This is a genomic window from Paraburkholderia dipogonis (assembly GCF_042680985.1).
GTDB classification, from domain to species: Bacteria; Pseudomonadota; Gammaproteobacteria; order Burkholderiales; family Burkholderiaceae; genus Paraburkholderia; species Paraburkholderia phytofirmans.
On sequence record NZ_JBHUFR010000018.1, the window covers coordinates 200,588 to 212,931 of the forward strand.

Genomic DNA, 12,344 nt, shown 5'->3' on the forward strand with positions numbered 1-12,344 from the left:
CCCGCTAGGACAGGCTTCGATTCTAGCCTGGCGGTCTTGGGCGGCACCGAAGCACGGGTCGGGGTCAACCCCAAACCCGCGATCTGCTCCATGCGCCAGGTTTTCGTAGCAGTCCGATTCGACACTTCACGCTAAGCTGAAACATCGAATCACGCAGCCCGCTACAGTGGACTACATGGCGCGACGAAAGCGCCGCTCTCCGGAGACCTCAGATGCCCGCCATCCTCGCAGACGAACAGAACCAGAGCCATTTCCCCGGCTTGAGCCGCATCGGCGCCCTGCTCGCCGATCCCGGCCGCGCCGCCATGCTGTGGGCGCTGATGGACGGCAGCGCTCGCCCGGCCGGTGAGCTGACGATGATCGCCGGGCTCTCGCCATCGGCGGCCAGCGCCCATCTCGCGCGCCTGACCGACGGAGGCCTGCTCGCGCTCGAAGTGCGCGGCCGGCATCGCTATTTCCGGATCGCGTCGCCGGATATCGCCGCGTCGATCGAAGCGCTCGCCAACGTCGCGCAAGTCAGCGCGCCGCAGCGTCCCGTGCCGCGCCCGGTGCGCACCGTGCCGCTCGACATGCGCTACGCGCGCACCTGTTACGACCACATGGCCGGCGAATTGTCGGTGCGCGTGTTCGAGCAGCTGGTCGAGCGCGGCCTGCTGACGCTGCACGGCACGTCGCTGGAAGCCACCGCCGACGGCGTCGCCCGCCTCGCCGACTGGGGCATCGACATGTCGGCCCAGAAAACCCGGCGGCGCCGCTTTGCGTGCACCTGCCCCGACTGGAGTGAACGGCGGCCGCATCTCGGCGGCGCCCTCGGCGCGGCGCTGCTCGATTCGTGGACGTCGCACGGCTGGGTCGAGCGCACCGAGCGGCCGCGGATTCTGCGCATCACGCCGGCCGGGCATCGTCATTTCGACGCGTTTCTTGCTGTGTGACACGCGGCTGACTGCCCGGCGCGGTTACAGGAAATCGGCAACCAGCTTACGAATCGCCTTATCGAGATCTTTTGTTACACGGTGGTGAGGCGGCCTTACAAAAGTGGGGGTCTTGAAACAAACGCCACGGGTACAGTGACTGCACGGACGCCGCACGATGCCGCGTCCGTCGGAGATAAATCATGAGAACAGTCACCCCACACCGCTATTCGAACCGCCGGGTTATCGGCTATACGCTGATCGCAGCCGCCACCTTCCTGCTGGCAGGCCAGGCCACCTTCGCCCAGGAAATCGAGGCGGCGCCGCAGAGCGCCGCCGCCACGCAGAACACCGACCCGCCTGGCCGCGTCGCGCGCCTGAACTACACGGCGGGCGCCGTGACCACCGAACCGGCCGGCGCCACCGACTGGTCGTACGCGCAGATCAACCGCCCGCTCACCACCGGCGACCAGTTGTGGAACGATCAGAACGCCCGCTCGGAGCTCCACATCGGTTCGACCGCCGTGCGCCTCGGGTCGTCCACCAGTCTCGATCTGCTCAATCTCGACGACAACAGCGCCCAGCTCAAAGTCGCGCAGGGCACGTTGTCGGCGCGCGTGCGCGAGCTCGCGCCGGGTTCGTCCTATGAGATCGATACGCCGAATCTCGCGCTCGGCCTCAACGGTCCCGGCGACTACCGCGTCGACGTCGCGCCGGACGGCAGCAGCACGACCGTCACCGTGCGCAGCGGCGGCGCGACGGTGTACGGCGACAGCGGCCAGGTGCCGGTTGCTGCCGGCCAGCAGATCCGCTTTGGCGGCTCCAACCTCCAACAAGTCGCCGACAACGGCGCGCCAGGACTCGACGCCTTCGATCAGTGGGCCGCCGGCCGCGACGCTGCGGAAGACCGCTCGGTGTCGGCGCGCTACGTGTCGCGCGATATTCCCGGCTACCAGGACCTCGACGCCAACGGCACGTGGCAAAGCTCGCCGCAATACGGCGAAGTGTGGGTGCCGCGCGGCACGCCCGCCGGCTGGGCGCCCTATCGCGACGGCCACTGGGTCTGGCAGGCGCCGTGGGGCTGGACCTGGGTCGACGACGCGCCGTGGGGCTTCGCGCCCTACCACTACGGCCGCTGGGCGCAGGTCGACGACACGTGGGCATGGGTGCCGGGACCGGTTGCGGTCAGCGAGCCGCCCGTCTACGCGCCGGCGCTCGTCGCCTTCGTGGGCGGCGGTGGCGGCGGCGTGAACTGGGGTGTGGATCTGGCGATAGGCGGAGCGGTCGCAGCCGGCGTCGCGTGGTTCCCGCTCGGGCCAGGCGAGCCGTGGCATCCGCATTGGGGCGGTCACGATCACTGGAGTCCCGGCTACTACAACCGCGTCAACCAGACGACGATCGTCAACAACTACAACCGCAACGTGAATGTGACCAACATTCACAACACGTACGTCAACTACCGCGCGCCGGGCGCCGTGACCGCGGTGCCGGCGACGGCCTTCGTGCACGGACAGCCGGTCGGGCGCTTTGCCCAGAAGGTCGATCCGCGGCAATGGCGCAACGCGCAGATCAATCCGGGCGGTCCGGGCATCGCGCCGGTGCGGGAGAGTTTCGGGCCGGGCCAGCGCAACGCGAATTACCGGCCGCCGGCGGCTGTGATGGCGCGTCCGGTGGTGGCGACGCGTAGTCCGGCGATGCCGGCGGCCTACCACGACAGCCTCGCGCAGCGTTTCGCGCAAAGCGGCGGACGGGTGCCGGGCGGCGGTCAGCCGATCGTGCGGACCTCGGTGCCGGCGCACATGGCGGGCGGACCGAGCGCGCTGCCGGTGCAGAACGTGCGGGTCGTGCAGTCCCATATCGCCGGGCGTGCGCCGGGCATGGCCGCGGGCGCGCCGGGCGGACCGAATGGGATTCAGCAGCGGCCGGGCGAAGCACCGCGCGGTGGCGAGCAGCAAGCGCGTCCAGGGATGCCGCCGGGTGCGCCGGGCGGAGCGGGCGCCATGCAACAGCAAGCCGCTCAGCGGCCGGGTGAAGCGCCGCACGGCGGCGAATTGCAAGCGCGACCGGGCATGCCGCCGCAGATGGCCAACCAGCGGCCGCAGCCTGGCGAGGCGGGGCGTCCGTCGAACGGTGTGCCGCGTCCGCCGCAAGCGAACGGCGGCAATCAGGCGGGGTTTGCACAGCAGCAGCAGCGGGGAATGCCGCAGCAGGCGGGTCAGCAGCCAGGCGTGAACGAGCGTCACGAGCCCGGCTGGACTCAGCCGCACACGCCGATGGCGCAGCAAGCCCAACAGCATGGCGGTCCGCAGCCGCAGGCCGGACGGCCGGAGTTCGCGCAACAGCCCGGCGCGCAGCAACACGGCGCGGCGCGTCCCGTGGAAAATCCGGCGGCCCAGCAGCAACAGCAGCAGACGCGTCAGCAGGAAATTCGGCCGCAGCCGCAGCAACAGGCCCAACTGCAGCGTCAGCCTGAGCCGCAGGCGCCGCGTCCGGCAGAAACCCAGGCGCAGCAACAGCCGCGTCAGGAATACCATCCGCAGCCCGTCCAGCAGCCGATGCAGCAGCCGCGCCAGGAGCCGCGTCCGGAACCGCGTCAGCAGCAGGCACAGCAGCAACCTCGGCCGGAGTTTCATCCGCAGCCGCAGCCTCAACAGCAGCCGCGCCCGCAGCAGGCGCAACAACAGCCCAGGCCGGAGTTTCATCCGCAACCGCAGCAGCCGCCGCACCAGGAAGCGCGTCCGCAGCAGGCGCAGCAGCCGCGTCCTCAGGTGCAGCCGCAGCACGGCGACCAGCATTCTGGCGGCGGCAACCACGACGAGCATCGCAAAGGCTGAGCGCCTCGCGTCTGAGAGCCGGCAGAGAGCGTAAAAAAACCGCCGCGATTCGCATCGCGGCGGTTTTTCTTTATGCGAATGGGCCGCTTGCCAACCCGGCCGACGATCAAACAGCCATTGGCGCCGTGAGCGGCTCGTGATGCCGGTAGCCGACCAGCGAGAAATCCGACGGCTCGATCTTTTCAAGCCATTCCGGCTCGTACACGCCGGTTTTCGCATACTCCGGCACGCGCTCCGAGATCGCGAAGGTGGGGCTTTCGTAAGGCTCGCGCTTGAGCTGCTGCTGCAACATGTCGAGCTGGTTCTCGTAGATGTGCGCGTCGCCGATGAAATAGGTGAACCAGCGCGGCGTGTATCCCGTCAATCGACCGACCAGATGCAGCAATGCCGCGCCTTCGGTCAGATTGAACGGCGTGCCGAGCCCGATATCGTTACTTCGAATGTACAGGCACAGCGAAATCTCTCTGGTCACGGCATTCGGCAGGAACTGGTACAGCAGATGGCAAGCCGGCAATGCGATCTGATCAAGCACCGCAGGATTCCACGCATGAAACAAAATGCGCCGGTCCGCGGGGTTCTGCATGATGGTGTCGAGACATTGGCGCAGCTGGTCGATCGCTTTGTACAGCAGGATTTTGTTGCCGCCGTCTTCCTCGAATTCGGTCACCACCTGGAACCCGCGCGCGGTCGCGTCCGCGAGTTGCGCGCCCGCGCTCGCATCCAGCACCTTGTAGGCGGGCCACTGGCGCCACTGCACGCCGTACACGTCGCCGAGATCGTCCGGACCTTGCCGGTAGGGATTGGCGAGCCATTGCGGATTCTGGTTGGCATTCGCGTCCCACACCTTGCAGCCGAGATCGCGGAAATCCGCCGCGCTGCGCGATGCGCGCAGGAACCCGACCAGTTCGCCCACCGCCGATTTGAACGCCAGCTTTTTCGTGGTGACCGCGGGAAAACCTTGCTGAAGGTCGAAGCGCAACATCGCGCCCGGCATGCTGATGGTGCGGATGCCAGTGCGGTTCTCCTGCCACGTGCCGGTGTCGAGAATCGTGCGGACGAGGTCGAGGTATTGTTTCATTCGGGTTCCTTCGACGAGACGCTGACCGGCTTGATCCGGGCGCCACGGAGATTGAGCGGAAAACCCGATTTTAACAAGCGCGGCGGGACGACGTCCGGGCGTGACGCGCGGCATCGGAAAGATCGACAGAAATATGAGGCGAGGTGGCGCGAGATTGGCGCGAGCGCACGGCATGAAACCGTTCGCAGAATCGCTCGATACGCTGGAGGGTCCTGCTGAAATCGTTTACCGGCCCACGAGACCCGCGAGGCCCGTCAAACGATCTACAGATGCGGCACCGAAGCCGGCAATTCGCCGTGCGGCGCGGCGAGCGGCTCGCCTTCCATATGGCGCATGCCATGCGAGCAGAGCAGCCGATACAAGGTGACGCGCGAGATGCCGAGTTCCTGTGCGGCGTCGCCAAGACGCCCGCGGTGACGCAATAGCGCCAGCTCGATAGCTTGACGTTCGGCCGCTTCACGCGCCTGCGCGAGCGACACCGGCACGATCTCCACGTATTCGGCGAGCTCGAGATCGCGCGCCGTGATCGCGCGCCCTTCCGACATCACGATCGCACGCCGCACGCGGTTGATCAGCTCGCGCACATTGCCCGGCCAGCCGTAGTTATGGAGCGCCGCGATCGCGTCCGGCGCGAAGCCGCGCAAGCGACGGCTTGCATCCTTCTTGAAACGTTCCAGCATATGCCGCGCGAGCAGTTCGATATCCTTACCGCGCGCGCGCAGCGGCGGTTCGTCGATCTGCAATACGCACAGACGGTGATAGAGGTCGGAGCGGAACCGTCCTTCGATCATCGCCGCGGTCATATCCACGTGCGTGGCCGAGATGATGCGCACGTCGACGTCGATCGCGCCGTGCCCGCCCAGCCGCTCCACCTTGCGCTCCTGCAGGAAGCGCAACAGGCTCGCCTGGCTTTCGAGCGGCAGGTCGCCGATTTCGTCGAGGAATAGCGTGCCGCCGTTCGCCGCTTCCACCCGGCCGATCTTGCGCTGATTGGCGCCGGTAAACGCGCCGCGTTCATAGCCGAATAGTTCGGATTGCAATAGATGCGGCGGGATCGCGCCGCAGTTGATCGGCACGAAAGGCGCATTGCGCCGCGCCGAGCGTTCGTGAATCGCAACCGCCGTCAGTTCCTTGCCCGTGCCCGATTCGCCCGAGATGAAAACCGGCGCGTCGGTCATCGCCACTTTGCGGATCGAACGGAACAGCGCGAGCATGGCGTCGCACGAGCCGACCATTTCGCCTTCGGCGCCTTGCGATGCATCGTTGGAAGCCGTTTCGCCGAGCGAAATCATGCCGTACGCATGACCCACCGAATCGACGATCCTGTCGCCCGAATATGGCACCGTGACGTAGTCGAAACAGTAGTCGCGCACGAGCCGGCGCAACGCGGCGTCTTGCAGTTGTCCCGGCATGGTGGCGGCGACCCAGCCGACGTTCGGCATGGTCAGGCAGGATTCGAAGGCGGCGATTTCGTGTGGCTGAAATTCGCTAGACAGGTCCAGCAAGCCGCCAGCCGCCATTCCGGCGCGAACGGCCCGGCGCACGTCGCGCGCCGACCCCACGACTTCGACATGCCAGCCGCGCTGGTGAAACCGAGTATTCAGCTCCGCGCTCGGATCGCGCGAAACGTAAATCAGTTGCCGCGTTGCGGGTTCCATTATTCAGATCCTCTCGTCAACGAACGTTAAGGATGACGCACGCACCTGAAACATGTTCAGACACGCTGACTCATTCGGGATTCGCGATATAGCAAAAACCGAACGGCCATTCCATTCCGTGCGGACAGCTGATCCCCAAGAAAGCGGCGTGTGTGTTTGAGACGGCCCGTTAGCGGGCTTTTTTAAATCTGAAGCTCTTTTTCGAGAGCTTACTATACGCGCGCCGCTTGGAAAACAATTATGCGAATTTAATCGCTCACACCTTACCCAGCGCGCCTCCGCGGGCGATAAACAGTTATTCAGCCGACGAATAAAACATTAGTGGAAGCGCTTTTCCTGGCGTTGACACAAGGTAGTTCATACCGCCCGAATTAACGAATTACAGGTATTTTCTGCTCGCCGTTTCAGCGCTGAAACGTTTTTGCCCGATTTCTCAATTGTGACTTCCGCGTTTCGACTCGCATCCTGATCCATCAATGGATTGCGAGCGATGGCACACGTTTCGCTAAATGCCGTGCACCAAGGAGACACATCATGCGACTCGCTTTCCGCATCGATCTGGGCAGCGTTGCACCATGCGCGGCACTTTGCACCGCAATCGCGCTCGTCATGCTACCCGTTGGCGCCAACGCACAGGAAACCGGACAGGCTCCATCCGCCACGCTGACGGAATCCGCCGATGCAAGCTCCGCCACCGTCCCGAACGCCTCGCTCGCCCCCCTCGCTTCATCCGATACGACGACGCGGGCCGCCACCCTGTTCTCCCAGCTTGCCGCCAACGTGCTGAGCATTCCGGCCGATGGTGCATCCGTGAACGATTTTTCGCTCGACGACCAGATGCTCTCGCAGCAACGCGGCGGCGCGGTCGGCATGGTGATGGTGGCCGCGACGCCGCAGCTCATGCGCGGCAACGGCGGCAGCGGCAACAACGTGACGCTATGGGACGAGATCGCCCCGCCCTCGCCTTTACCGATTCCGATCGACGCGGCACGCGCCGCCCAGGGCAACGTCGCCAACTATCAAAGAAAGTAGCCAACGAACTAAGCAAAGCAGACAGGGGTGGCGGTGCGGCGAATGCACCGCCCGCAGGCAAGACAACAAGACATAAGCAAGGACCGACATGACTGCCTCGAACCGGACGCCGCGCGCACGCAGGTCGCGGGCGTCGTCGCTCACCTTGTTGCCGGCGGCGCTGGCAAGCGTGCTGGTCCTGGTCAGCGCCTCGTTTGCCGTCGACGCCATGGCGCAGCAGGCCGTCAATCCTGGCGACATCATCGTCGAGCGCACGGTTACGCCACGCGACGCCTTCGTGCCGGTGCCGAGAAGTCAGGACCCGGTCGCCGTGCGCGCCACCACTTTCCCGGCTAACTCGTTCAATCCGGCCGTCGCCCAGATCGTGGGCGATACCGATCTGACGAATGCGCACGGGTCGAGCGGCGTCGCGGACAGCGGCGTGCTCGGCGGCACCGGTATGCAAGCGGTGACCCAGATCCTTAGCGGCAAGGCAACCGGCAACAACGTGGCGCTCAATTCCGGCGGTATCGGCCTGCCCGCGCCGGGCATCGGCGGGACCATCACCTCCACGGTGACGGGCTCGCTGGCGCCACTGTCGAATGCGCTCACCGGCGCGCTTGGAGGAATGAAATGAGCCCGCTCGCGCATCCCCTCAAGCTTCGGACGCTGCAGGCGGCGCTGTGCGTCTGCATGGGCGCGGCCCTGCTGGCGAACCACGCGCACGCGCAGTCCGTACCGACGATCGGCGCCACTTCGATCATCGCCAACGGCGCGGCGGCCGGCGTGACGGGCGCGTTCGCCGTCAACGAAACGGCCGGCCTGAACAACGCGCAGGCCAATCAGATCACGGTATCGAACGGTGGCATGGCCGGCAACGACAACGCCAGTGTGCAAAGCGCCGCCGTGGCCGCGAAGGTCGCGAGCGCGCGGGCGTCGATCGAAGCCAATGCTTTTTCGAATTCATCCGGTGCGGTGCTGGTGAACCAGTCCGCCGGAGCAGGAAATCTGCAGCGCAACAGCACCCAATTGGGCACTGCGGCGCTCGGAGTCGAGACCGTCGCGGATGGGGAGCTATCCGCGACGGCCGCGAAAAACGGAGGTCTGGGGCAATCAGCGGGGATTCACAGCGTCCGCGAAGCAACGATTTCAGATGATGCGTTCAGAAACATCAGCGGGATCGTGCAGATCAACCAGACGGCCGGCGCCGGTAATGCCACGGCGAACAGTTTTGTGCTCCGTCCCCCGGCGGGCACTTTTTTTAACTGACCAACCTTAAAGTATCGGAGCGAATCATGAAGCGCACTCTTATTGCCGCAGCCGTTCTCGTTGCCGCATCCGGCAGCGCGTTTGCCGCACCGCAAAAGGCCTATCTGTTCAATGCGACGCTGGTCGGCGAAGCGGTCGGCATCGAAGGTCTGGTCGGCCTATATGGTTGCGTCCACGTGTCCAGCACGGCCGGCGCGGTCGTCAACAACAACCAGTCGGTCAACATCAATGCGACGCTCAACCCGCAATCGCAGAGCTACACGACCGGCCGCGTGACGACCACGTACAACAACAATAGCTCGTCGATCAAGGGCGGCGGCTCGGTGTTCGCCGTGGCATCGCAAAGCCATTCGACTTCTTCGTCGAGCGCGCAGGGCTATCAGGCATCGGGCGGCTATGTGTATGGCAGCCACAGCAGCTCGGTCGCGGGCGGCGGCTATCAGACGAGCCAGCAGGCAGCGGCGATCACCGGCGGCTTCACGCACACCAGCCAGAATTCTGGCGGCCACATCGCAGCCGGCGGTTCGATCGGCGGCAACTACAACTATTCGGGCATCAACACGCCGTTCGGCGGCGGCGGGTCGTTCCATGCAGCGGGCGGACTGCAGGCCGGCTACCGGGAATCGAGCTACGCCAACTCGTCGGGCGTGGCCGGCGGCTTCGAGGCATCGGAAGCATCCGGACAGGGCAAGGTGTGGGGCTACAAGGCCAGCGAAGGTTCGGGCTTCGCGGCGGTCGGCGAACAGTCGTCCGGCTACACGAGGAGCCGGACCTCGTCCAGCGACGCTTATGCCGCCGCATTCGGCGTCGACGCAAGCCTCACCACGACCGACGTGACGACCCGTGGCTCGGTGACGCAGCACATCAACACGCAAGCGGCCGGCACGCTGAACGCCACCACCGGCGCCAACGCGGCCAACGGAGTCTCGGGCAACCTGGGCATCAACATCGCGGAAGGCATCGGCAACGCCCAAAGCAATGACGTGTCGCTCGCCTCGGTCGACATCGGCAACGTGTTCGGCAATGCGCAGATCTTCAGCACGCAAGCGTCGAGCGGCAACGCCCGGATCAACAACTTCAATCTGAATGCATCGATCGGGGACGGTTCGCTGTCGGGGGTGACGGGCAACGTCGGGGTGAACGTCGCCTCGGGCATCGGCAACGTGCAGAACAACAGCCTCGCCGGCGCCGTGACGACGACCAAGGCGGGCAACGCGCTGACCACGGCGATGGTCGCCACGGACGACAACTCGCAAACCGCCGGCATGACGGTCACGGGTCAATTCCAGGGCACCGCGATGCTGGGTTCCAACGCGCTCGCCAACGCATCCGGCAACATCGGCGTGAATATCGCCGGCGGCGCGGGCAACCTGCAGCACAACGGCCTCGCGATCGCTGCGCTGAACAGCGGCCATTAAGCCGGCGACAGGCAGAAGAAAGAAGCCAGCAAGCAGTTGGGGGAGGACGCGCCGGCAGCCATCGCAGCGGCCGGCGCGTATAGAAGGGGGAGACCAGCATGTTGGGGTTCCGGTGGTACCCGGCGCTACGGTTCGCCGTAGCGCTGGCCAGTTGCACGCTGTGCGCGGGCCAGAGCTACGCGCAGTCGAGCATCGACACGTCCACGCTGGCGGGCGTCCCGTTGAAAAAGACGGTGCGCTCGATGAAGGACATCCGCTACAGCCACATCGTCAATCAGCAGTTCGACTACAGCTGCGGTGCGGCGGCGCTGGCTACGCTCCTCAAATACGGCTATGGCATCGATATTCCGGAAACCGAACTGATTCGCCGGATGATGGTGTTCTCCACGCCCGAAGTCGTTGTCAAGAATGGCTTCTCCATGCTCGACATGAAGAAATTCGTCGAGACCATCGGTTTGCGCGGCCGCGGCTTCCGGGTCAACGCCGACGCGCTCCAGCACTTGCAGATTCCCGTGATGGTCCTGATGAACATCGACGGGTACGAGCATTTCGTGATCGTCAAGCATGCGCAGGACGGCCGCGTGTTCATCGCGGATCCTGCTCTCGGCAATCGCATCGTGCTCGAAGAGGACTTCATGCGGACCTGGAACGGTCTGGTGTTCGCGGTCCTCGGCAAACCCTTCAGGGAGGATTCCCCGCTCTTGCAGGACAACGAGTCGCTCGCGCTCAAGCTGCGCGCCAGCGCGCTGGCCAACGGCACCGCTGCGACTCCCTTCGTCGAGTACGGCTTGATCAAGGCAGACCTGTTCTGAACCAACCATGAAGCAACACCTCACCCAGTTCGGGCTCGCGCTCTGCACCATGATGTGCGGCTTGAGCGTCGTAAGCGGCAGTGCCCAGGCGGCATCGGGCGCCGCCTCGCCGCCGTTGCCTGAATTTCTCGCTTCTCATGACAGCGGTTCCGCCGCCGTCAAGGTGCAGATGGTGGACGACGAGGTCCTCGCCGGACAGACCGGCAAATACGCCGGCGCCACGATGATCTCCGGTTTCGTGCTGAACATCCTCTCGCAATGGCAATTGCCCAACGGCGTGACCGCCCTCGCCCAAGGCACGCTCGGCGCGACCCGGAATGCGCTCGGCCAGGTGACGACCTCCGTCAGCACGCTCGCGAGCGTGAGCGGCGGCGGCCCCGGCAGCCACACCAATGCCGCCAGTTCGGGAGCCAATCCCAACGCTCACGTCAACGGTGGCCAGAGCATCACGGTCAACGGTGTTTCACAAGTGACACAGGTCGCGGGCGACCGTAACAGCGGCGCCAATTCCGCGCTCATCGATTTCAACAACAACGCCGCGACGCTGGCGGGCACCGCCAATACCCCGTCAGCCACGGCCAGCAATTCGACCGGCTCCGTCAAAGCCGGCATCTCGTTCGGCAGCAACGGCATCAGTGTCGCGCTGCAGACGCCGGCTGGGCTCGCCACCCAGACGGTCACGCCGGGCAACGGGCAAATTGCCCAGTTGCTGCAGATCGCAGGCAATAACCAGCAAGTCGCCAACGCATTGCAGCTGCATTTGCAAACTCAGCCAATGTCGGCCTCGATGATCCGCCAGCTAGGCGTACTACAAGCGCTGCAAAACAGGAGGTGAGCACGCGGGCCGCCACCCGCCGACCGTAGCAAGGCAGTACACGTCAGGCCGCGCATCGTCAGGACCGGGGCTGCGCGGCCCGAACACCGGGGGAATACAAAATGAACAGTCTTTCGTCGAAGAAGGTGCCGCGCATGGCACTGGCGGCCATTCCGGCCGCCGTCATGCTGCTGGCGCTTTCGCAAGAAGCGGGCGCCCAGGCGCTCGCTGGACAATCGGTCGAAGAACGTCTGAACACGTTGATGCGGGTCGTCGACGAGCAGCAGCGGCAAATTCATTCACTCGAGCGCCAGGTGACCAATCTGGAGATGTCGCAACGCGGCCGAGGCGTACCGGGTGCCGGCGCGCCGGCGGGCAGCGAAACCGTGGCCGAACAGCCCGGCGCCGACGGCTTGCCGGTGCCGCTGCCGCCGCTCGCCCAGGTCAGTCCCGGCGCGCCCGCGACCGGCGGCAACACGGGCACGGCGACCGGCGTGCCCGTCTATCCGCCGACGCCCGCCGGCAGCAGCGCAGGCGGC

Annotated in this window: 11 protein-coding genes (1 of these 11 cut by a window edge); 9 read left to right on the forward strand and 2 right to left on the reverse strand. The window is 65.5% G+C overall.

The window, feature by feature from the left end; all coding sequences use genetic code 11:
• The first annotated feature begins 212 nt into the window (after positions 1-212).
• Complete coding sequence (locus tag ACFSNN_RS24535; RefSeq protein WP_134458170.1) at positions 213-932, forward strand: ArsR/SmtB family transcription factor; 720 nt, start codon at positions 213-215, stop codon at positions 930-932.
• Positions 933-1,114: 182 nt separating this feature from the next.
• Positions 1,115-3,745 (forward strand): DUF6600 domain-containing protein, encoded by a 2,631-nt coding sequence (locus tag ACFSNN_RS24540; protein ID WP_134458168.1) that lies wholly within the window; start codon positions 1,115-1,117, stop codon positions 3,743-3,745.
• A gap of 106 nt (positions 3,746-3,851) precedes the next feature.
• Here ACFSNN_RS24540 and ACFSNN_RS24545 read toward each other — a convergent pair whose 3' ends face one another.
• Positions 3,852-4,823, reverse strand: coding sequence for a thymidylate synthase (locus ACFSNN_RS24545; RefSeq protein ID WP_134458166.1), 972 nt, complete (start codon positions 4,821-4,823; stop codon positions 3,852-3,854).
• A gap of 263 nt (positions 4,824-5,086) precedes the next feature.
• Entirely contained in the window at positions 5,087-6,481 is a 1,395-nt protein-coding gene (locus ACFSNN_RS24550; protein ID WP_012433929.1) for a sigma-54 dependent transcriptional regulator, read from the reverse strand.
• Positions 6,482-7,015: 534 nt separating this feature from the next.
• On the opposite strand from ACFSNN_RS24550, the gene ACFSNN_RS24555 reads away from it, so the two are divergent.
• The 7 genes from ACFSNN_RS24555 to ACFSNN_RS24585 form a co-directional block, all read left to right on the forward strand.
• Entirely contained in the window at positions 7,016-7,513 is a 498-nt protein-coding gene (locus tag ACFSNN_RS24555) for a hypothetical protein (RefSeq protein ID WP_377689200.1), read from the forward strand.
• An 88-nt stretch (positions 7,514-7,601) separates the two neighbouring features.
• Positions 7,602-8,129 carry a hypothetical protein gene (locus ACFSNN_RS24560; RefSeq protein WP_134458164.1) on the forward strand — a complete coding sequence of 176 codons (528 nt, stop codon included), beginning with the start codon at positions 7,602-7,604 and terminating at the stop codon, positions 8,127-8,129.
• Complete coding sequence (locus tag ACFSNN_RS24565; RefSeq protein ID WP_134458162.1) at positions 8,126-8,761, forward strand: hypothetical protein; 636 nt, start codon at positions 8,126-8,128, stop codon at positions 8,759-8,761. Before ACFSNN_RS24560 ends, ACFSNN_RS24565 begins: the two co-directional genes overlap by 4 nt.
• Before the next feature lie 26 nt (positions 8,762-8,787).
• Positions 8,788-10,179, forward strand: a complete 1,392-nt coding sequence (locus ACFSNN_RS24570) for a hypothetical protein (RefSeq protein ID WP_134458160.1) — start codon at positions 8,788-8,790, stop codon at positions 10,177-10,179.
• A gap of 98 nt (positions 10,180-10,277) precedes the next feature.
• Positions 10,278-10,991 carry a C39 family peptidase gene (locus ACFSNN_RS24575; RefSeq protein ID WP_134458158.1) on the forward strand — a complete coding sequence of 238 codons (714 nt, stop codon included), beginning with the start codon at positions 10,278-10,280 and terminating at the stop codon, positions 10,989-10,991.
• Positions 10,992-10,998: 7 nt separating this feature from the next.
• A complete protein-coding gene (locus ACFSNN_RS24580; RefSeq protein ID WP_134458156.1) occupies positions 10,999-11,826 on the forward strand; it encodes a peptidase C39 in 828 nt (275 codons plus the stop codon).
• A 134-nt stretch (positions 11,827-11,960) separates the two neighbouring features.
• Positions 11,961-12,344: the start of a hypothetical protein gene (locus tag ACFSNN_RS24585; RefSeq protein ID WP_465263559.1), read on the forward strand. Its footprint extends 1,026 nt past the window's final position; 384 of the gene's 1,410 nt are visible here — the first part of the coding sequence; it begins with the start codon at positions 11,961-11,963; its stop codon lies beyond the right edge, outside the window.

Coding starts and splice junctions, on each gene's coding strand:
- ACFSNN_RS24535 (WP_134458170.1), top strand. CDS start 213: ATGCCCGCCATCCTCGCAGACGAACAGAACCAGAGCCATTTCCCCGGC.
- ACFSNN_RS24540 (WP_134458168.1), top strand. CDS start 1,115: ATGAGAACAGTCACCCCACACCGCTATTCGAACCGCCGGGTTATCGGC.
- ACFSNN_RS24545 (WP_134458166.1), bottom strand. CDS start 4,823: ATGAAACAATACCTCGACCTCGTCCGCACGATTCTCGACACCGGCACG.
- ACFSNN_RS24550 (WP_012433929.1), bottom strand. CDS start 6,481: ATGGAACCCGCAACGCGGCAACTGATTTACGTTTCGCGCGATCCGAGC.
- ACFSNN_RS24555 (WP_377689200.1), top strand. CDS start 7,016: ATGCGACTCGCTTTCCGCATCGATCTGGGCAGCGTTGCACCATGCGCG.
- ACFSNN_RS24560 (WP_134458164.1), top strand. CDS start 7,602: ATGACTGCCTCGAACCGGACGCCGCGCGCACGCAGGTCGCGGGCGTCG.
- ACFSNN_RS24565 (WP_134458162.1), top strand. CDS start 8,126: ATGAGCCCGCTCGCGCATCCCCTCAAGCTTCGGACGCTGCAGGCGGCG.
- ACFSNN_RS24570 (WP_134458160.1), top strand. CDS start 8,788: ATGAAGCGCACTCTTATTGCCGCAGCCGTTCTCGTTGCCGCATCCGGC.
- ACFSNN_RS24575 (WP_134458158.1), top strand. CDS start 10,278: ATGTTGGGGTTCCGGTGGTACCCGGCGCTACGGTTCGCCGTAGCGCTG.
- ACFSNN_RS24580 (WP_134458156.1), top strand. CDS start 10,999: ATGAAGCAACACCTCACCCAGTTCGGGCTCGCGCTCTGCACCATGATG.